18 protein-coding genes are annotated in these 20,304 nt (G+C 46.1%); 8 read left to right on the top strand and 10 right to left on the bottom strand.

Annotation, left to right across the window (positions count from 1 at the left end; translation table 11 throughout):
- The first annotated feature begins 5 nt into the window (after positions 1–5).
- Together hemN and JaK3_RS08465 are read left to right on the top strand one after the other, a co-directional pair.
- The gene (gene hemN, locus JaK3_RS08470) at positions 6–1,421 is read left to right on the top strand and encodes an oxygen-independent coproporphyrinogen III oxidase (protein WP_068323461.1); all 1,416 of its coding nucleotides are present in this window, start codon (positions 6–8) and stop codon (positions 1,419–1,421) included.
- Positions 1,422–1,589: 168 nt separating this feature from the next.
- The gene (locus JaK3_RS08465; RefSeq protein ID WP_068323459.1) at positions 1,590–2,222 is read left to right on the top strand and encodes an OmpW/AlkL family protein; all 633 of its coding nucleotides are present in this window, start codon (positions 1,590–1,592) and stop codon (positions 2,220–2,222) included.
- 59 nt (positions 2,223–2,281) lie between these two features.
- On the opposite strand, the gene JaK3_RS08460 is transcribed toward JaK3_RS08465, so the two are convergent.
- Positions 2,282–2,878: a P-loop nucleotide/nucleoside kinase family protein gene (locus JaK3_RS08460; RefSeq protein ID WP_068323456.1), complete on the bottom strand. Its 597-nt coding sequence runs from the start codon at positions 2,876–2,878 to the stop codon at positions 2,282–2,284.
- A 67-nt stretch (positions 2,879–2,945) separates the two neighbouring features.
- On the opposite strand from JaK3_RS08460, the gene JaK3_RS08455 reads away from it, so the two are divergent.
- Positions 2,946–4,874, top strand: a complete 1,929-nt coding sequence (locus tag JaK3_RS08455; RefSeq protein WP_068323451.1) for an ATP-binding cassette domain-containing protein — start codon at positions 2,946–2,948, stop codon at positions 4,872–4,874.
- 21 nt (positions 4,875–4,895) lie between these two features.
- On the opposite strand, the gene JaK3_RS08450 is transcribed toward JaK3_RS08455, so the two are convergent.
- From JaK3_RS08450 to JaK3_RS08435, 4 genes are all read right to left on the bottom strand, one after another.
- On the bottom strand, positions 4,896–5,198 hold the full coding sequence (locus JaK3_RS08450) for a chaperone modulator CbpM (RefSeq protein ID WP_068323760.1): 303 nt from the start codon (positions 5,196–5,198) through the stop codon (positions 4,896–4,898).
- 5 nt (positions 5,199–5,203) lie between these two features.
- Positions 5,204–6,184, bottom strand: coding sequence for a DnaJ C-terminal domain-containing protein (locus JaK3_RS08445; protein ID WP_068323449.1), 981 nt, complete (start codon positions 6,182–6,184; stop codon positions 5,204–5,206).
- 61 nt (positions 6,185–6,245) lie between these two features.
- On the bottom strand, positions 6,246–7,793 hold the full coding sequence (locus JaK3_RS08440; RefSeq protein ID WP_068323443.1) for a UxaA family hydrolase: 1,548 nt from the start codon (positions 7,791–7,793) through the stop codon (positions 6,246–6,248).
- A gap of 54 nt (positions 7,794–7,847) precedes the next feature.
- The gene (locus JaK3_RS08435; RefSeq protein WP_068323757.1) at positions 7,848–8,549 is read right to left on the bottom strand and encodes a pirin family protein; all 702 of its coding nucleotides are present in this window, start codon (positions 8,547–8,549) and stop codon (positions 7,848–7,850) included.
- An 86-nt stretch (positions 8,550–8,635) separates the two neighbouring features.
- Here JaK3_RS08435 and JaK3_RS08430 point away from each other — a divergent pair, with 86 nt between their 5' ends.
- Together JaK3_RS08430 and JaK3_RS08425 are read left to right on the top strand one after the other, a co-directional pair.
- The gene (locus JaK3_RS08430) at positions 8,636–10,051 is read left to right on the top strand and encodes a TAXI family TRAP transporter solute-binding subunit (protein ID WP_068323439.1); all 1,416 of its coding nucleotides are present in this window, start codon (positions 8,636–8,638) and stop codon (positions 10,049–10,051) included.
- Between the two features lie 64 nt (positions 10,052–10,115).
- Positions 10,116–11,453, top strand: coding sequence for a DUF3422 domain-containing protein (locus JaK3_RS08425; protein ID WP_068323436.1), 1,338 nt, complete (start codon positions 10,116–10,118; stop codon positions 11,451–11,453).
- A 66-nt stretch (positions 11,454–11,519) separates the two neighbouring features.
- Here JaK3_RS08425 and JaK3_RS08420 read toward each other — a convergent pair whose 3' ends face one another.
- Together JaK3_RS08420 and JaK3_RS08415 are read right to left on the bottom strand one after the other, a co-directional pair.
- The gene (locus JaK3_RS08420; RefSeq protein ID WP_068323433.1) at positions 11,520–12,794 is read right to left on the bottom strand and encodes an NAD(P)/FAD-dependent oxidoreductase; all 1,275 of its coding nucleotides are present in this window, start codon (positions 12,792–12,794) and stop codon (positions 11,520–11,522) included.
- A gap of 14 nt (positions 12,795–12,808) precedes the next feature.
- A complete protein-coding gene (locus JaK3_RS08415; protein WP_068323430.1) occupies positions 12,809–13,141 on the bottom strand; it encodes a c-type cytochrome in 333 nt (110 codons plus the stop codon).
- Between the two features lie 181 nt (positions 13,142–13,322).
- On the opposite strand from JaK3_RS08415, the gene JaK3_RS08410 reads away from it, so the two are divergent.
- From JaK3_RS08410 to JaK3_RS08400, 3 genes are read left to right on the top strand one after another with little or no spacing between them, the layout of a single operon-like run.
- Positions 13,323–15,044, top strand: a complete 1,722-nt coding sequence (locus JaK3_RS08410) for an ArnT family glycosyltransferase (RefSeq protein WP_068323427.1) — start codon at positions 13,323–13,325, stop codon at positions 15,042–15,044.
- Entirely contained in the window at positions 15,041–16,288 is a 1,248-nt protein-coding gene (locus JaK3_RS08405) for a sialidase family protein (protein ID WP_068323425.1), read from the top strand. The genes JaK3_RS08410 and JaK3_RS08405 overlap by 4 nt, the downstream gene beginning before the upstream one ends.
- A complete protein-coding gene (locus JaK3_RS08400; RefSeq protein WP_068323422.1) occupies positions 16,285–16,905 on the top strand; it encodes a hypothetical protein in 621 nt (206 codons plus the stop codon). Before JaK3_RS08405 ends, JaK3_RS08400 begins: the two co-directional genes overlap by 4 nt.
- A 94-nt stretch (positions 16,906–16,999) precedes the next feature.
- Here JaK3_RS08400 and JaK3_RS08395 read toward each other — a convergent pair whose 3' ends face one another.
- From JaK3_RS08395 to JaK3_RS08385, 3 genes are read right to left on the bottom strand one after another with little or no spacing between them, the layout of a single operon-like run.
- Positions 17,000–18,001, bottom strand: coding sequence for a tripartite tricarboxylate transporter substrate-binding protein (locus JaK3_RS08395; protein ID WP_068323420.1), 1,002 nt, complete (start codon positions 17,999–18,001; stop codon positions 17,000–17,002).
- Between the two features lie 57 nt (positions 18,002–18,058).
- The gene (locus tag JaK3_RS08390) at positions 18,059–18,904 is read right to left on the bottom strand and encodes an HpcH/HpaI aldolase/citrate lyase family protein (RefSeq protein WP_068323413.1); all 846 of its coding nucleotides are present in this window, start codon (positions 18,902–18,904) and stop codon (positions 18,059–18,061) included.
- A gap of 15 nt (positions 18,905–18,919) precedes the next feature.
- Positions 18,920–20,296: an MmgE/PrpD family protein gene (locus JaK3_RS08385; protein ID WP_068323410.1), complete on the bottom strand. Its 1,377-nt coding sequence runs from the start codon at positions 20,294–20,296 to the stop codon at positions 18,920–18,922.
- Between the last annotated feature and the right edge of the window lie 8 nt (positions 20,297–20,304).

The following is a 20,304-nucleotide window of genomic DNA, read 5'->3' as shown; positions in this document are numbered from 1 at the left end:
CCTCCATGACCTCTGTAGCAAATTCATCTTCAACCCAAGAGAAAGAAGTTCTATTTCATCCTGAGTTGTTGAAAAAGTTTGATATCAATGGACCACGCTATACGTCTTATCCAAGCGCTGATCGCTTTCATAATGATTTTTCCGAGGCTGATTATTTAGGCGCGCTAGAGCGTGTAGCAAAAGTGGATGAATCACTTTCTCTCTATTTCCATTTACCGTTTTGTCCTAATATCTGTTACTACTGTGGTTGTAACAAAATTATTACCAAAGATCATGGGCGCAGCGCTAAGTACATTAAGTACCTTGCTAAAGAAATGGCCATGGTGACTAAAGCCATGTGCTCCCAGAAAAAGATCCCAGTCACGCAATTACATTGGGGTGGCGGCACGCCAACCTTTCTCTCTCATGAAGAGATGATTGAGTTGATGCAGCACACCCGTGAACATTTTGAGTTATTGCCTGGTGGTGAATATTCTATTGAGATTGATCCAAGGAGAGTGACAGAAAAAGATATCGCACTTTTGGCTGAGTTGGGCTTTAACCGCATTAGTTTGGGCGTCCAAGATTTCAATCTGGCAGTACAAGAAGCTGTGCACCGTGTGCAGACAATTGAAGAAACTCAAGCGGTTATGGATTGGTCCAGAAAATATGGATTTAAATCGCGCAGTGTGGATTTAATCTACGGACTTCCCAAGCAAACACCAGCAACCTTTAAAGAAACTGTAGATGCAGTATTGGCAATGAATCCAGACCGTCTATCGGTCTATAACTATGCGCATCTGCCACACATCTTTAAGCCTCAGCGTCGAATTGCTGAGGCAGACTTACCACCGGCGGCCGACAAGTTAGATATTCTTTCCAATACGATTGAGCGTCTAGGTGAAGCTGGCTATGTCTTTATTGGAATGGACCATTTTGCTAAGCCCGATGATGAATTGGCAATCGCTCAAAAAGAGGGCAAGCTTCACCGTAACTTCCAGGGTTACTCAACCCAAGCAGAGTGCGATCTTTTAGCCTTTGGTATTTCATCTATTGGTAAGGTGGATGACTGTTATTCGCAAAACGTGCGAACCCTTGATGAATATTACGAAGCACTAGATCATGGGCATTTGCCAGTACTGCGTGGCTTAAGACTTGATCAAGATGACTTGCTGCGGCGTGAGTTAATTGGTGAACTTATGTGTCAATTCGCATTGGATACAAAGACCTTTGCCAAATCACACCAGATTGATTTCCAAACTTACTTCAAAACTGAGATTGAAGAGTTAAAACATCTGGGTGAGGCGGGCCTTCTGGATTGGGAGGGCGATACGATATTGGTTCCCACAAAGGGGCGCCTATTGGCGAGACGAGTTGCCATGTCTTTTGATCGACATCTCAGGGAATCACAAGTAAAAGGCACTTACTCTAAGGTTCTATAGGGTAACTCTCTAGTCATTTGATCTAGATCAAATAAGCTTTAAAACGGTGTTGCTTTTTAGCAATCAAAAAATTCTCAAGCGCTTTCCATTTGATTTACATCAAATTCGCGCATTGGTATCAATTCGAAAATAGTTTCATCGAAATTGATAACAAAAAGGGAAACCATCATGCGTATTAAGTCACTCGTAGCAGTTATGGCTGCAGTAGCATCCTTAGCTCCAATCGCAGCACAAGCTCAAGCAGAAGAAAATCCTTGGATGGTGCGCGTACGCGCAGTAGATTTATTGTTTCAGAATGGTCAAACAAGTACTGTTGCAGATCTCAACGTAAAAGCTAAAAATCAAGTTATTCCTGAGTTTGACGTTTCCTACTTCTTTACTAAGAATATTGCTGCTGAATTAGTGTTGACATGGCCACAACAGGTAAACATTACTGCGGGACCTGGAAATACCAATATTGGTAAAGTTTCAGCGCTGCCACCTTCATTACTAGCCCAATACCACTTTACTGATCTAGGCGCTTTCAAGCCTTACGTTGGCCTTGGTGTTAATTACACCATCTTCGGTAACCGCGCTAATTTCCCTGGCTTGAATAACTCTGTACAAGTTGATCAAAATAGCGTGGGTGTAGTTGGTCAGATTGGCGCAGACTACATGTTTGATAAAAACTGGGGCTTAAACGTTGATGTTAAATACGCAACTATGAGCACCAATGTAACTACAGTTCAAGGTGGAACAAATCTTGGAAAGTTGACATTGAATCCATGGATGCCTGCTGTTGGTGTGACTTATAAGTTCTAAGAATTCAGTTCTTGGGTCTTGAGATGGGGCTCCTTAGGAGCCCTATTTTTTCTGACTTTTTATTTCACCAACTCATCCACGAGTTTTTCAAAATCAGAATCATTAAAAACAGAGTTATCGAATCGATGCAATAAAGCATGTGTAGGTGGTTCAGTTCTACGATTTGCATATTGATTCCAATGTGTCAGCTTCCACTCATCCCTAGGGTCAGCACGTTTCTCCATGCGTTTTTTGGCTTCAAACTCATCTAAATCAATCCAGGCAATCCGAATGTTCGTTTGCGGTGGCACGCCAAGTGCTTGAGCATCAAACATTTTGCCGCTCTGAATTTCTCTCGAGAACGGCCCAACTAAAATGACATTTACTCCAAGGAGTAAATTTTCTCTTGCGATATCAATGAGCCCTTGGTATTCCCAGTCACGGAGATTTTCAAGATAGAAGGGGCTATCTCGGTCATTTGGGTTTTGGGTGGTGAGTTGCATGACATGGGCGCTAAAGGCGCCATAGGCAGTGTCCTTGTCGAGAAAGAAAAAATCTTCCCCGGTTTTCTCAATAATCAATGGCAAGGCTTTTTTTGCCAAAGTGGACTTGCCTGTGCCCGCATGACCGGCGAATAGGATGAGGCGGGGCGCAGAAGGGGTTAATTTGCAGACCATATAGAGCTAGTCTCGCAGAAATTGACGAAAATATCTCGTCTTTTGGGGAAGTGACGATAATGTCGCCATGGCTTTAATCGTACTTACTGATGCAAAACTGGCTTTTGGCCACGTTGACCTCCTCGCAAACACTGCTTTTTCACTGGAATCTGGTGAACGTGTTGGCTTAATTGGCCGTAATGGCACCGGCAAATCTTCTCTATTGAAGATCTTGGCCGGCATCGAAAAAATGGATGATGGCCTCCTGCAGTATCAGCAAGGCTTGCGCATTGCTTACGTTCCTCAAGAACCTATTTTTGAGGCTGAGGAAACCGTTTTTGATGCAGTGTCCAAGGGTGTGGCGCAAGCAAAAGCTTTGCGCGAAGAATATGAGGCGCTTAGCGTTGGCGAATGGGATGACGCTTCCCATCACCGTCTGGATGAAGTGCAATCCCAGCTGGAAGCTCTAAGCGGTTGGAACTGGGAACAGCGCGTTCATGAAACTCTAGATCGTCTCCACCTAGAAGCTGATCTGAAAATCAATACGCTTTCTGGTGGCACCAAAAAGCGGGTCGCTCTAGCGCGCGCTTTAGTAGAGATGCCCGACGTACTCTTGCTAGACGAACCAACCAACCATTTGGATTTGGATTCGATTGCATGGTTGGAAGAGTTGCTTAAGGAATATCAAGGCTCAGTTATCTTGATTACCCATGATCGCGCCTTCTTGGATAACGTCTGTACACAAATTGTTGAGCTTGATCGCGGCATTCTGCGCAGCTACCCTGGAAACTTTACTCAGTATGAAGTTCTTAAGGAACAAGAGCTTAATTCTGAATCCCTAGCTAATGCTCGTGCAGATAAATTATTGGCCCAAGAAGAGGTTTGGATTCGTAAAGGGGTTGAGGCTCGTCGCACACGCAGTGTTGCCAGAATTGCACGCCTCGAGAAATTGCGTAGTAGCCGTGCCGAACGCCGAGATGCCATGGGGCAGGTGAAGTTAGCAGTTTCTTCCGGCGACCGTAGCGGCAAGATTGTGGCAGATCTGCAAAACGTCAGCAAGACTTATGACCGTCCGATCGTGAAGGATTTCACAGCTACGATTTTGCGTGGCGATAAGGTTGGTTTACTAGGCCCTAATGGTGCCGGCAAGACAACCTTGCTCAAATTGATTTTGGGAACCATTGCACCAGACTCAGGTACCGCAACGATGGGTACTCGTATTGAGGTTGCCTATTTTGATCAAATGCGCGAAGGTCTTGATCTCAATGCTTCATTGGAAGATTACATTAGCCCAGGTAGTGAGTGGATTGAAATCAATGGCAATAAAAAGCACGTTAAGAGCTATCTGAGTGATTTCTTATTCGCACCTGAGAGAACCAATTCACCAGTAAGCACCTTGTCTGGTGGTGAGCGTAATCGTTTATTGCTTGCTAGGCTTTTTGCTAGGCCAGCCAATGTATTGGTATTAGATGAGCCAACCAACGATTTAGATATCGATACTCTAGATTTGCTTGAGCAACTCTTGCAGGATTACAAAGGCACCGTTTTCTTGGTCAGCCACGATCGTTACTTCTTAGATAACGTAGTAACAAGCATCATTGCAAATGAAGGCGATGGCTTCTGGCGTGAATACGAAGGCGGCTATGAAGACTGGAAGATTCAGAAGGCCCGTTCAGATAAGATCCGCGCTGCTAACGCTAGTTCAAAATCAGCAGAGAAGTCAGAGGCAAAGGCTGAAGTAAAGGTGGAAGCTAAAGTAGAGGCAAAGCCGGCAGCCAAAAGCGGCGTTCAAAAGCTCAACGGTAAAGAACGTCAAGAGTTAGAAGCTTTGCCATTGCAGATCGAAGCGCTAGAAACTGAGCAAGCAGATATTGGAATTGCTATGAGCAACCCCGATTTATATAAGAATGAGCCTGAGCTAGCGGCGAGCATGCAAGCCCGTCTGAGTGAAATTACTGCCGATTTAGATCAAAAACTTCAGCGCTGGGAGCAACTCTTAAGTCGCTCTGAATCTTAAGTTGTCGCGAGTTTTATCGTCCTACTTTAAACGCGCGCGCAGCTGAGCAATTTCATCAAGCAGATCAAGTGCTAGGGCAACCCCAGGCACATTCAACTCAAGATCGTATGTAAGGTGAGCTGCAGTTTTGGCTTTTCTCAATGAGTCACCACTAAAACGCCAATCTTGTGGCGATGATCCTGCTGGGCTGAGTACGCCTTCAGAAACCCAAGTCATGATGAGATCTTCTGGTGTGCGTGAAGCATGAGAGAGCTCAACAATCGTCATGTGTACTTCGTTCTCAACAACTTCGCCTTCAATCCAAGTGATATTCGTTTGTGTCATATCTATCATCCCTTCAAGTGAGATCTAGGGTTGAAATCAAAAGCCTTCTCAAAGTTTTGATAGGCTTCTTTTTGAGCATCAGTTTGTGCTGGTGGGAGGGCAATCGTAGGGACAACGTATAAATCACCCGGTTCTGAACTAGGGATACCTTTGCCTTTGAGACGCATCTTGCGACCCGCCACTGTTCCTGCTGGGATTTTTAATTCCAGAGTGCTGCCAGCTGGAGTAGGTACATTGACTGTCGTGCCTAAAGCCGCTTCCCATGGTGCCAAAGGAATGTCAATCAATACATCCTTACCATCTACGCGATAGATGGGATTTGGATGGAAGTCGATTTCTAAATAGAGATCACCGGCAGGGCCTTCGCCCATACCAGGTCCACCTTGACCAGATAGTCGTAGATTTTGTCCAGCTTTAATGCCCTTGGGGATGCTGACATCTAGCTTGCGTTCTTGTGTGCTGACATGGCCACTCGCATCTTGTGTAGGCATGTGTAAGGCAATGGTGCGTTTGGCACCGTTATAAGCATCTGCAAGATCGATCAAGATTTTGGCGTGATGATCTTGGCCTTTGAAGTTCATGCCCTGACGGCTATTTCCACCACGTCCACCTTGACGATGTTTGCCTCTACCAAAGAGAGATTCAAAGAATTCGCTTTGATCACCCTCAAAGCCTCCACCATAACCTGGATGACCGCCACCAAAGCCAGCATCAGAATATTCAAAGCCCTCATTCCAATTGGGGGGAGGTGTAAAGTCTTGACCGTTCTTCCAGTTTGCGCCAAAGCGATCATAGGCTGCACGCTTTTCAGTATCTTTTAAAACGGCATAGGCTTCACCGATTTGCTTGAACTGTTCTTCAGCACCAGCTTCTTTGTTGACGTCCGGATGATATTTGCGCGCCAGTTTGCGATAGGCTGTTTTGATTTCAGCTTCGGTGGCGCCGCGAGGAACGCCGAGAGTTTCGTAGTAATCCCTAAATTTCATAAGCCTGTTTCAGTGTCGTTTCTGTCTGGGTTGAGCTAATAGGAATAATTCTACAGTTCTCTTAGCTCATTACCCCAATTTGCCAGGGGACAAATTCATAGTCGCCCAAACCGAGTAGCTCACTTTTGGAGGCTTCCCCAGATGCAGTCCTGAGAAATAACTCAAATATGCGTTGCCCCATCTCCTGGACAGAGACAGTGCCATCCAAAATCTCACCGCAGTTGATATCCATATCCTCGGTAAGGCGTTGATACATTGGGGTATTCGTAGCCAATTTGATGCAAGGTGCTGGCTTAGAGCCAAACATAGAGCCTCGACCAGTAGTAAAGGCAATCAGGTTAGCGCCCCCAGCTATTTGTCCGGTAGCCGAGACCGGGTCAAATCCAGGGGTGTCCATAAATACGAAGCCCTTGGCTGTGACTGGCTCGGCGTACTTATAGACTTCCATCAGTGGACCTGTTCCACCTTTCATGGAGGAGCCCAATGATTTTTCAAAGATATTGGCCAGACCGCCGATTTGATTACCGGGGCTTACTTGTCCGTTGATTTGTACATCTCTACCAACAGAGTATTCATCTTTCCACCAGCGAATACGTCGAATGAGTTTTTCGCCTACCGCTTTACTCACTGCACGACGGGTGAGGGTGTGTTCTACACCATAAATCTCTGGTGTCTCAGAAAGAATGCCTGTTCCACCGTGATGAGACAAGATGTCAATTGCTGCACCTAAGGCTGGATTGGCCGTGATGGAGGAGAAGCCATCCGATCCACCGCATTGCAGTCCAACACATAAATGACTTGCTGAAACAGTTTCACGCTTGGCTTTATTTGCTTCTGGTAATAATGCTTTGACTGCTTCAATGCCGGCTTCAATCGTTTTGCGAGTACCACCTGTTTCTTGCATGATGAAAGTGTGCAAGTTGGCATTCTCAGTCAGATCTTCCTGCTCCATCAAGCCCTTAAGTTGATTGCGCTCACAGCCAAGACCTACAATGAGTGCGGCAGCTAGGTTAGGGTGCCGCGCATAGCCAGCCATCGTCCGACGCAGTAACTCCATGGGTTCACCGCTCATCTCCATGCCACAGCCAATGTCATGACTAAAGGCCACAACACCGTCTACGTTAGGAAACTCTTTGAGTCGTTCTGGCGTAAACCAATCTGCAATCTTATTAACAACTGTTGCAGAGCAATTTACTGTAGAAAGGATGCCGATGAAATTACGCGTTCCCACTTTGCCATTGGGTCTGACATAGCCCTGGAAAGTGGCGCGTTCAGATTCTGGTAAGAGGGTTGTAGGCTTGTATTCACTTGCGTAAGCATAGTCACGATCAAACTCACGAAACTCAGTATTGTGGCTATGGACCATCGTGCCAGCTTCAATATCGGTATTAGCAAACCCAACGGTAACGTTGTACTTGAGGATGGGTTCGCCCTTGAGTATTTTCTTAGCCGCGATTTTGTAACCAGCAGGAACTTGGCTACGACTTGTGAAATGCTCGCTCGGCACTTCAGTGCCTATAGCAACATCTACTCGTGCAACCACAATGTTGTCATTGGGATGCAGGCGAATAATCGGGCCAGCCAGTTTCTTTCCAGAGGTTTCAATCATGATCTTTTGGTTTTCCAGGTATTGAGCTGATCGTATATCTAGCAGGCCAAATATTTAATGACTCAAGTCAAATATCAGCACTTCTGCATCAACACCATCGCTGATCACTAGCGATGATTCATCCTCAATCAACAGGGCATCGCCACCGACCAATTTTTGGCCGTTAATGGTAAGCATTCCACGGATGAGATGAGCGTAAGATTTTCTCTTGGGATCTAGATTAAGTGTTGCTGATTGAGGACCATTGAAAAGTCCGGCATAAATCGTCGCATCTGCATGAATTTTCACGGCGCCATCATTTCCGGCGGGGGAGGCGATGATGCGAAGCTTGCCATCTTTTTCAATTGCTGGAATAGTTTTTTGTTCGTAGCTAGGCTCAATCTCAGAAACGTTGGGCTCTATCCAGATTTGTAGAAAGTGGGTTGTGTGGGCTTTGTCGTGATTGAACTCGCTATGGGTCACACCGCTACCAGCACTCATGCGCTGTACATCCCCTGGGGGGATAGACTCAATGTTTCCCATGCTGTCTTGATGAGCTAATTCACCGGAGAGAACATAGCTAATAATTTCCATATTGCGATGGCCGTGTTTACCAAAGCCCATTCCGGCTGCAACACGATCCTCATTGATCACACGCAGGTTCCCCCAGCCCATAAATTGCGGGTCATGGTAGCCAGCGAACGAAAAGGAGTGAAAGCTTTTTAGCCAGCCATGGTCGGCATAGCCACGATCTTGGGATTTTCTGAGATTTATCATGGTTTTAGGGTGTCCAAAAGCAAATTGAAAGAATCTGTATAAGGACATTATCATTAGCTTTAACGAATTTTGCAGATTGCTAGCTCATGGGTAGTTTTAAACAAGACATTAGAGAAACATTCTTAGGTCTTTCTGAGAGCGCTCAGGAGAAGTGGGGCGACTTTACTCAATTTTTACAAGAAGCGTGGCCATTGCTCCTGCTTTTATTGGCCATACTGATGGGTATCTGGTGGTATGCAGATCCACCCCCGCCAAATCGGGTGTTAATGGCTACTGGATCTCCAGGTGGATCTTATGAGGCGCTGGGAAAAAAGTATGCAGAATATTTTGCTAGTAAGGGCGTCACCCTGGAGCTTGTGCCGACCTTAGGCGCGCAAGAAAATATCGAGCGCTTAGCGGACCGTAATGACCCTGTTCAGGCTGCATTTGTACAAGCAGGGGTGGCTCACGCAAAAGAAATCAAGGGAGTCCAATCGCTGGGAGCGATCGCCTACGATCCGGTTTGGTTTTTTTATCGTGGCCCAGAAGTGAAAAATAGTGATCTAGAGGCGCACAGAGGAAATTTCAAATATTTCTCATCTAAAACCCTTTCTATTGGCGTGAAGGGTAGCGGCACTTACGCGCAAGCATCTAAGATTTTGAAAATATCAGGATTTGAGCATCTTCCACAGTTCGTATATTTACCTGGAGGAGAAGCGGTTAGGGCACTGCAAGCAGGAAAAATTGACGGTGCTTTTATCGTCGATGCTTTTGAAGCCCCTAATGTGCAGGCGCTACTTAATGACCCATCTGTGCATGTCGTCACTTTTAAGCGTGCTGAAGCCTATGTCAAACTCATCCCCTACCTTCATATTTTGGAGGTGCCTCAGGGATCTTTTGATCTAGCTCGTAACTTCCCTCCAGAGGATATGAAGTTACTTGCTACCACTACTAATCTACTGGTAGATGATCGCATGCATCCAGCAATTCAATTCCTCTTTTTAGAGGCTGCTCGTGAAATCAATGGTCGCGGCTCATTTTTCTCAGAGCGAGGAGAATTTCCTTCTTTCAAGGATTCGATATTGCCCGATAGTCCCATAGCAGTACATTACGAAAATAATCATTACCCACTATTGTCGACCTACGTGCCGTTTTGGTTGGCCGAACTGATTAATCGACTAGTCTTTATTCTGTTGCCATTTTGTGCTCTTGCGTACCCGATCCTGCAATCTCTGCCTGGCTACCGTACGAAGCGGATGCAAAATAAGATCAATCGTTTATATGGTTCTCTTAAAGCCTTAGAGCAAGAATTGCTGAATGGATTTAATAATGAGCAGCGCGACGAGTATCTGAAGAGGCTAAATCTACTGGAGTATCAAGCGCTCAGAATCAAAGTCTCTAAGCGGTTGTCGAGCGATTACTACACCTTGCGAACCAGTATCGATTACGTACGCAATTGCTTAAATAGGGGTGAGCACCCCTATGGATATGAGAATTTCGATATAAATAGCGAACCTATTTAGATTCATGGGTATGCGTGAGATAGCTTGGGTATATGATCTAAAGAAATAAAAAAATACATAAGCTATGAGACCATACGATCACCCATCTAGAGCGCTATTGCATGAAGAGGTACATGCTCGACCTCCTATTCCCTTATGGCCAAACGAGAGGGTGATTTCTCAATCCTTCTTATTGGACGCTGCTACACGTAAGCAGCAGATTGCCTGGGTACAAAAGCTAAGCCATGCTTTAGGTTGTGCTCCTAGCAGAGATGACCACTCATTTATGACACTGCATTTGGCGCCAGAACCAGAAAGAGTTTTGGTGAAATGGGAGTTGCATGGTGAATTTGCAACCATTGCAGTCATTGTTCACAATAAGACCAAGGTTAAAGAACCATTGCTCAAGTCGAGGTTAGAAATTGAGCGTGATCTGGATTTGCTTTTCAAGGGTTTGGGTTGCCCAACTATTTCTGAGTCTGGCGGACAAAGAATTTCTGCCTTAGATTTAGTGTTTGAGCATCGCCCTTTATTTGCTGAGGCTTTGGAAGTATCTGAAATTTTTAATGGCAACACTGTACTTGGTAGTTTTATTCTCTCAAGTAAGAAAGCACAGCTGTGGACCGACTTGCAGCTTGATGAAGATGGCTTTATTTCTTTCTTTATTCCACATGATGTATTGGGCTCCAGACAACTTGGTCGAATAGCCAGGGGTTTAGCTGAAGCTGAAACTTACCGCATGGTTGCCATGGTTTCGTTTCCAGTGGCCAAAAGTCTGTCACTGCCTTTAAGAGAGGCAGAGTCGGAGTTGGCTGCGGTATCCGAAAAAATTTCCAAACTTCAAGCAGAGTCGGGTGTAAATACCGAAAAAGATGGGTTGTTTTTAGAGGAACTTTCTCGATTGGCTTCCCGTATTGAGCAATGGATCTCTGGATATGGGCTTCGCTTTACTGCAGCCGAGGCTTATAGCCAGCTACTATCAAAAAATTTACTGGAGCTAAACGAAACCTCTATTCCGGGAGTGCAAACGTTGTCAGAGTTTATGGATCGACGTTTTCAGCCGGCTATGGGTACTTGTATCTGGACTCAACGTCGCTTACGCGAATTGTCTGACCGTATTTCTAGAACAACACAAACCCTCAGAACCCGTATTGAGTTTGTAAATGAACAGCAGACGCAAAAATTATTGGCCAGCATGGATCAACGCGCTAGACTTCAACTCAGACTTCAAGAGACCGTAGAGAGCTTGTCTGTATTGGTGCTAACGTATTACGCAGTTGGTTTATTGGCATACATCGTCAAGGGCGGCAAGGAGGCTGGACTCGCTATTCATCCCGAGATTATTGCCGCAATTGCTGCCCCAATAATTGCCATTACCTTTTTGGTGATTAGTAGGCGCAGACGTCGTAGACAAAAGTCATAATTGACTCAGGAAATAAAAAAGAGACCCGAAGGTCTCTTTTTTATTAGGAGCGAAGGCCTTGGCTTCTTAACCCAAGCTATCTGCCCAGATATTATGAGCCCAGCCCCAAGCATAGACTCCCTCAAGAGTAGATGGAGCAGGGGATAGGCCGCCAGATCCAGGAACCGTTTTAAAAGTCTTTTCTGCCGCGTTGTATTGGTGGACGCTAGCAACGTGGACAACTTCCTTGGAATTAACAAAGCTATAGCAAGTGTTTGTTAATACCGGCGCTGGGTTAACCTCCCAACCGCTGAGTTCTGCGACGATGGCTGCTGCAGCTACTTTGGCGTGTTGGTTAGCCATATGTCCAGACTTGGGCATTGCTGGCGCAATCTGAATCGCATCGCCTAAGACGTGAATATCTTTACGAGCAGTCGATTCAAAGTTGAGGAAGTTCACATTCGCCCAGCGACCATTGGAATTTGCTAAGCCAGTTTTGATAGCAATTTCACCAGCGGCCATTTGTGGCAAGACGTTGAGTACATCTGCCTTCACATCATCCTCGACTTCGAGTTTGAGTGTTCTGGTTTTGGCATCTACGCCAATCACATTACTCTTTGGTCGGTACTCAATGATTCCGGCGTACTGCTCAGCCCAAACTTTCTTGAACAAAGCGCCCTTAGAGGTGACGTCTTGGTTTGCATCCAAGATCAGCACCTTGCCACGCGGGTTGTTTTGTTTCAGGTAATTGGCTACCTGGCAAGCACGCTCGTAGGGACCAGGAGGGCAGCGATACGGGGCTTCTGGAATGCTGATCGCAAAAGTTCCACCTTCACGCATTGCTGCAATTTGCTTGTGTAGCGCAACTGTTTCTGGTCCAGCCTTCCAGGCTTGCAGAGTAATACCATCTTTATTGGCTTGTGCAAGACCTTCAATACTCTTGAAGTTGAGTGATACGCCCGGAGAAACAACTGCTTTGTCGTAACGCAAAGTTTTGCCAGAGGCCAGTTTTACGATTTTCTTGTCTGGGTCAATACTACTTACGCTATCTTGAATAATCTTGATGCCATGACGTTTGCTGAGTGTGTCATATGGTGAGGTGATTTCAGCCAGAGTGCGTGAACCACCAATCACTAAGTTAGACATAGGGCAAGAAATGAAAGAGGTATTTGGCTCAATCAATGTGACCTTGGCTGTGTTGTTAGAAAACAAGCGCAGATATTTAGCGGCAGTAGCACCACCATAACCGCCACCAATCACCAGAATTTCTGCCTTTTGTAAATTAGCGTGCGCTTGTCCAGAGAAGCCAGCCAATAAGCCAATTGCTGCTGCGCCTTGGCCAATAAAGTGTCTACGATCCATGATGGGCTTCCTTATTATTTCTTGCCAAGTTGATTGGCGATGGTTTCTAGTTGCTCGTCGGTATAGCCTTTGGCTAACTGCGGCATGATGGTGCCTTCACGTGCGCCAGACTTAAATGCTTTCATTTGAGTCAAAATTTGTTCGCTGGTGAGGTTGTTAATTAATGGCATACCGCCGTCAACTACGCCCTTGCCATCGGTTCCATGACAATTAGCGCAGGTGGCTGCAAGACCACGTTTATATAAATTGCTGGCATCAGCATTTTGCGCGAGGGCAACGCCACTCCACTGGCTAATGCCAATATAAATAGATGCTAGGATTGCGGGTTTTAAATACCTTGCTCGCATATGGTGGTTCTCCGTTCGGATTATTTCTAAGTAATAAATTACTAATTCGTTTTTAGGTATCTTAATCAAGAAACTCTTAAAACCTGATATTCATATCAGATTGATTTTTCATAAGCTCATTCAAAAATACAGGCATTAACAGTTTTATAGGGCTTTCCTGCAAGCCCTATAAACTATAGCTATGCGTGCCTCATTTTCTTACCGTTCTGCCGTATTAATCCTGCTTTTAGGTGTATTTACCTATCTTTACGGCTTAGATAGTCGTTTTGCCCCTAAAAATGGCGATGAGTATCCCTACATGCATATTGTGCGCATGACGGCAGATGCGGGGCAGTGGCTGCCTTTGCAGTCCGAGATGGATGGCATAAAAAACACGAAGCCCCCGCTTATTTTTTGGCAGGGTATTGCTAGCACCTATTGGGCATCCGATTGGACTTTGGCTAATTTGCGCTGGCCAAGCGTTTTATATACCGGCTTAACTGCTTTCTTCTTGTTTTTAGCGGTGCGTCGGTTTAGTGGCAAAACACAAACGGGATTATTAGCTGCATTAGTCTGGCTATCTTTTTTTGCGACGTATCGCTATGGTCGTCCATTCTTGGCAGACCCCCCTGAGGTCTTCTGGATTTCGTTACCATTTTTTGCAATCTTATATTGGGGTAAGAGTGCATTCGAATCCAAATTCTTTTTCCCTTTGATGGCGGGAATATGTTTTGGTTTTGCTTTATTTGCAAAATCCTTTGCATATATCGTGCCAGCTTCTTTTGCCTTGGCTCTTTACTACTGGCGCTGGCGGCAGTGGAGTATTCCGCAAGTATTAATACGGGATCTCTATAAGTTAATCCTCATTGCCGTCCTTGCCTTGGGCGTATTTGCCTTATGGTTTGCCATGGACCCATATCCTGAGGCGGTTTGGAGGGAATTTGTCCTTGGCGAGAATGCTGGCAAGTTTGCTGCGCGCCAATCTAGCTACCTGATGGATTTACTTCGTGGTGGTGACAGTATTTGGTTGCTGTTACTGACCACAATTGCTAATGGTGGCTTATTTAGCTTTGTACTAATTTCTACATTGATGCAATGCTGGCGTACACGCCGTTTTCTGACTCTAGAAGAAGTGTTGTTATTGCTATTGATCGCAGCATTCTTGATTGTGTTTAGTTTGCCTAGTCAGCGCTCAGGCCGCTACCTTCTCCCAGTGATGCCAGCATTTGCTGCATTGATTGCTTTGTATTGGGATAAGTTACCTTTATGGGGATTCCGAATTGCCTTGCTACTGCAGTTGCTGGTGGTATCACTATTGATATGGATTGGCGGCAATTTGCAGTTTTCCCATTTTATGGGTGATTCTAGTCAGTGGACTTATTCTAATTGTCACTGGATCTTGATGTCTGTGAGTTTGTTAGTGGTCTTGGTCGGCTTGTTTAGACGTAGCCAAACCAAGGTGCTGGCATTAGCAGCTTGCTTCCTGGTCTATTGTGCTTTAACGAGTAGTCTTGCTCCATTAGAGGGGCGTCTGGGGCGCTATTCCATTGAGACTATTGCCCAGACACAAGGTAAGGATGTTTGGGTTCCTTGCGACTACCGCGCTAAAGACGAGGAATATCGTCTACTTTTGCCAGGCAGCAAGTTGCACGGCTACTTAGCCAAAGACGCTGCTGATATCAACGGACTGACTGCTAGCTATCCTCTGGTAGCGGTGCATTCGCCTCTTGGTGTTGCGCCTACCTTATGTGAATCTTGTCAGATTGTTGGGCAAAGAATGGAGATGCGGGCGCGCCACTCTAATGAAGAAATTGCGGAGATGTTAGCAGGACAAATTGGCAAACACTTATTTGTAAATGAGTATTTAATTGCCACTCCAGCTGCTATGCCAGATTTATCAAACCTGAAGGATGTTTGTAGATGAGTCGTATTTTTGCACTTTGTTTTTTATTGCTTGCTGCTGTATTGGGCTTTCTACATATCGATAGTCGTCCTGTTTGGGCGCCATTTGTAGTGCCCGCTTTTCCTCAAACGGAGGAAGTGGAAGATGAGACTGTAACTACAACACCCAAGACCAAGCCCCCGTCCAAGGCTATTGCACCAGCATCACAAGCAAATTGGTTGCCCGATACTGGAGCTCCATCGGTTCATGCAGCCTCGTTGATTGTATTAAAAGATGGTGCGGTTCGGGCATTTTGGTTTGCAGGTACTCGCGAGGGCGCAGCGGATGTCTCGATCTATAGCTCGGTATACGGTTCGCATTCTGCTAACTGGAGTGCGCCTACTGTTGTGATGGATCGAGTTAGCGCCGAAAAAGGTTTGTTACGCTATATCGCTAAGTTAGGCAACCCTGTACCAAGTAGATTGCCCGATGGAAGGCTGCAGCTATTTTTCGTGACTGTTTCTATTGGTGGTTGGGCGGGAAGTTCAATCTCTGCGATTACTTCAGATGATGAAGGATTGACGTGGAGTCATCCACAGCGACTGATCGCTTCTCCGTTATTGAACTTAAGCACCCTTGTGAAATCTCCGAGCGTCTCATTCACTGATGGCTCACTGGGCTTGCCTGCCTATCATGAGTGGGTAGGGCGCTTCGGTGAGTTTTTGAGGGTAGACGCCGGGCGCGTAATCGATAAGCGTCGCATGAGTTCTGGCCGTAGTGCAATTCAGCCTCTGATGTTTGTGAACGACGCTCAAGATGCTAGCGCGTATTTTCGACAAACGCGCAGCTCTGGATTGCCAAAGCAAATTCCAGTTGGTAGTACGCAAAATGCAGGCCAAAACTGGCAACAGTCTGAGGACTTGGCAATTGCTAATCCTAATTCCGCAGTGGCAGGTGTAACGCTGAAGAACGGTGCTCGCATCTTGGCTTTAAATAACATTGAGTACGGTCGCCATCGATTGGTTTTAATGATGAGCAGTACCAAGTCGGGTCAATGGCAAACCGTTGAGGTATTGGAGGATGACGAAGCTTTGCCTGATGCGCAGCGTAAAGAATTTTCCTATCCGTACATGATTACTGTTGATGGTGATGATGCCCATTTAGCGTATACCTGGGATCGTAAAAAAATTCGACATCGTTATTTTTCGGGTGCTTGGCTAAAACAAGCTTTAAATAAGGTGCAGACACAAGAATTGGAAGTGCAGCGTTCGGAGGCCCAACAATGAATTCATTAATGCAAATCTTGCCTTTGATAGAGCTATCTATTACGTCCTCGGTTATTTGTATTTGGGTGCTGCAAAAATTCGCCACCAATCCTTTTCCGTTCGCCGTAAAGCTTTTCTTGGTCCTGTTAATCGGAAATGTATTGTTCTGGCCGCTAGGCTTGGGCATGGAATTACCCTTGGTAGCTTATGTGCGTGGAGTAACTGGAGATCTCAGTATTGTCTTGACTCTATTGCTGTGGAGCTCCTTGTTGCCTTCAAGCCAGCCGACGCCTATCGCGTTTAAATTTGCCGTTGCCATCTTGGCGTTCTGCTTTTATCCATTTGCTCTAGGATTTGGAATGATTGATCCCTATGCCTGGGGATATGGATCTATTACATTCTTAATAGCGGTTCTGGTATTCGCAGTAGTTTGTGCATTAGCCAATTGGACGAAGGGCGCTTGGATCATTGCGATTGCCATTATTGCTTGGGCGGCTCAGTGGCATGAATCCAGCAATCTTTGGGATTATTTGCTCGATCCTTTCCTGGCGATTTGGGCTTTGATTTCCTTCGTTGGAGTGATTTATAGAAGGCGTCGCGATAAGGCCCGGTCTGGATACTTGTTTAGACCGGGTTAAGTGAAGAAGAATTTACTCACCGCTAGGTCAGCTCAATAGTAAGAAACAAAAAAGCCAGCATTGCGCTGGCTTTTTTGTTTGAAGCGATTAATGCTTAGTCTGGAATATTCGCTTTACGGATAATTGGACCCCATTTATTAATTTCCGCATCAAGATGTGTCTTGAGGCCGTTAGGAGTCATCTTGTCTGGAGAGACAATATCGATATTGGCATCTGCCAGACGTTTTTGCACATCAGGAGTATTGAGTGCTTTTTTCAGGGCAGCATTCAACTTATCCAAGATTGGCTTAGGAACGCCTTTTGGTGTGTACATGCCATGCCAAACTTTTACTTCAAAGCCTTTGAGGCCTTGCTCGTCCAAAGTAGGAACATTAGGAATGGCAGGCAAACGCTTCAAGGTAGTTGTGCCGTAGGCTTTAACGCGACCATCTTTAATGTAAGGAATGGTTTGTGTTGTTTGGTCGCAAAGAAGATCTACTTGACCGCCCAGTAAATCGGTAAGTGCAGGGCCAGTTCCTTTGTAAGGAATGTTGGTTAACTTCACGCCCATGCGGCTTTGAAACAACAATCCGCATAACTGTGAAACAGCGCCTGGACCAGCGTTGGCCATCGTAACTTTAGAACCGTTGGCTCTGATGTAAGCCTCAAGCTCTTTAAAGTTATTTGCTGGCAAATCTTTTTTACCCAAAAGAACCATGGGGACGTCTGCAACTTGACCAATGTATTCAAAGTTGGTCATCGGATCATATGGGAGCTTGTCATACAGGGCATTTGCTGTTGCCATACCCATGTGATGCAAGTAGATGGTGTAGCCGTCTGGAGCTGCACGCGCAACTTTGGTGGAAGCGATTGTGCCGCCCGCGCCTGGTACGTTCTCAACAACAACTGTTTGGCCAAGTGCTTGACCCATTGGAACTGCAATCAAACGTGCCACAGAGTCGGTTGGGCCACCAGCTGCAAATGGAACAATCAGATTGATTGATTTAGTAGGCCAGTCTTTTTGCGCTAGAGCGCTAGTGCTTAGAAATGCGCCAGCCGTTAATGCTGCTGCAATTCCTGAAAATAAAAATTTCTTCACTTTCAATTTGATCTCCATGTTGTTGTTATGTAGATCGATTTTGCCAGTTTTAAAACTTTTTTGTCTTGAATAACCCTAGTGTTTACCAGTAATTGCCAAGGTTCTTTGAGCCAATAACACTACTGGCCTATCAATCATCCGGCCATCTAATTTCACTGCGCCACCTTTAGAGGCTTTATCTGCATCAATCACTCGCTGGGCCCATGCCAGCTCTTCCTCTGTGGGTGTAAAGGCGGCAATAACAATACCCACTTGCTTAGGATGAATGCACAGTTTTCCGCCAAAACCCATGCGTTTTGCACGTTCCGCATCTTCTGCAATACGCTCAACATCATCGGTAGAGGGTGTAACCCCATCAATAGGAGGGGCAATCTGCGCAAGGCGAGAGGCCAAAACTATTTGATAGCGAGCGGTTTGTAGCTCAGTTTCTTGACGATCGCAAACCATGCCAAGGTCAGCCTGCAAATCTAAGTTGCCCAAGGCGAGACGAATCACCTGATTGGAGTTAGCAATTTCCTTCAGCTGATCCAAGCCGACTGCAGTCTCAATCATCGGAATAATGGCGGTGTTGGGCAATATCAAAGCGGCGCCATTAATTTGATCGAGCGATTCGCTTTTAGGAATGAGTAGACATGCCACTTGCAGTTCTTGCGCAAGAATGAGATCGGCCGCATAAAACTTACTACCTGGTGAGTTCGTGCGAATGACTAAGCGTTTCTTTTGCTCAGCGCTAAAGTTAGGCCAAGCAGCGCGAATGGCATCGCGCGCGCTGACTTTATCTTCCTCGGCAACAGCATCTTCAAGATCTAATACAACGCCACTGGCACCACTATCAAGGGCTTTTACAAAACGCTCAGGGCGAGTGCCCGGGACAAAAAGAAAGTTGGTGCTATAGCCTAGTGGCGTATCAAGTGGATTCATAAAAGAGTTATGTGCTTAATTCGAAGGAAGTAGAAAGCCTATCTTGGCTTGTTTGCGGATATTCCACAAGAGATCAATTGCTTTATTCATCTCGGCTGGGTTGGCGCCACCGCTGAAGGCAGCTAGACGCATTGCCTTGTCGGTAATTTCTGCGCGAGATAGGGTGTTGCCAGGATCGCCCTTAGGCTCGTCTACACGACCGTCCAAGACTTGCCCGCTTTTTAAATGCACTTTGACTTTGCCGATCCAGCGTTGTGGATAGGCTCCATCTACTTCGGGATCCAGGATCATCGTAACGCGCTCGCGGAATGCGCAAATCTCATCATCATGAAAGTGCTTGTCGAACTCTTGAAGGCCGGCAAATTGATAGTGAGCAACTAAAGCCAAGACTGTGCCCATAGAAAACTTCGATTGATGCACGGTAGCCGGATCAGTGACTGGTCCTAAAACATCAATAGCGCCCTGATGAACTAAAGTCTCGACCTTGGCGATATCGCTAGGGGCTAACTTACTGGCCAACATCACTTGCAATAAAGCATCTGCAGCAGGGTGAGTATGGCGGCATGAGGCGTAGTACTTAAAACTGGTTTCTGCTAAAGCCCAGCGACTACCCAAACGATCTACGAGCTTACTTGGATCGCTATCGCTAGACATGCCAGCTGCAAGACCTTGCTTGCCTTCCAGAATATGCTGCGCACCTGTAAAACCAGCTTGTGCAATATAAGCAGACATCAAGCCGGTAGATGCGGCATGTGCAGTATGGAGTTGCTTTGAGTCGGCCGCATCGCGCAGAAATTCCCAAAGACCAGCTGACTGTGTGCCCGCTGAACCAAAGGCGTTGAGCATTTGCTCTGGAGACAATTTCAGAAGTCTTCCAACTGCTGCAGCCGCCGCTAGAGTGCCAGCGGTGCCAGTAGTGTGAAACACTTTGTAATGAGAGCGACCTAGAAATTCGCCAACACGGATACCTACTTCATAGCCCGCTACTGCAGCAACCAATAATTCTTCTCCAGAGGAGCCCAGCGCTTGTGCGCAAGCCAGTGCAGGAGGAAAGACTACTGTCGCCGGATGAAAGACTGAACCATTGTGCACATCATCTTGTTCTGCAACATGGGATGCTGCCGCATTTGCCATTGCCGCCAAAAAGGGGCTGGAGGTTTTGCGTGAAACCAGAATCTCAGATGGGCCAGCGTGTGCCGCATCAAACCCACCCATGTTCTGCGCAAATTGGGTAATAAGCTCAACCGGGCGTGAGCCTTTGCCGGCGATAGCAGAACCAAACCAATCTACCAATAAATCTTCGGCACGGTTCATGACATCGTTAGGGATGTCTGCAGCCTTGAGATTTGCTGCAAAGCTGGCGAGCTCACGAGAGAGGTGTTGAGTAGTCATAAATAAAT

It is taken from the genome of Polynucleobacter yangtzensis (genome assembly GCF_001595965.1).
In the GTDB taxonomy this organism is placed as follows: domain Bacteria; phylum Pseudomonadota; class Gammaproteobacteria; order Burkholderiales; family Burkholderiaceae; genus Polynucleobacter; species Polynucleobacter yangtzensis.
This window is presented reverse-complemented; position numbering and strand designations above follow the sequence as displayed.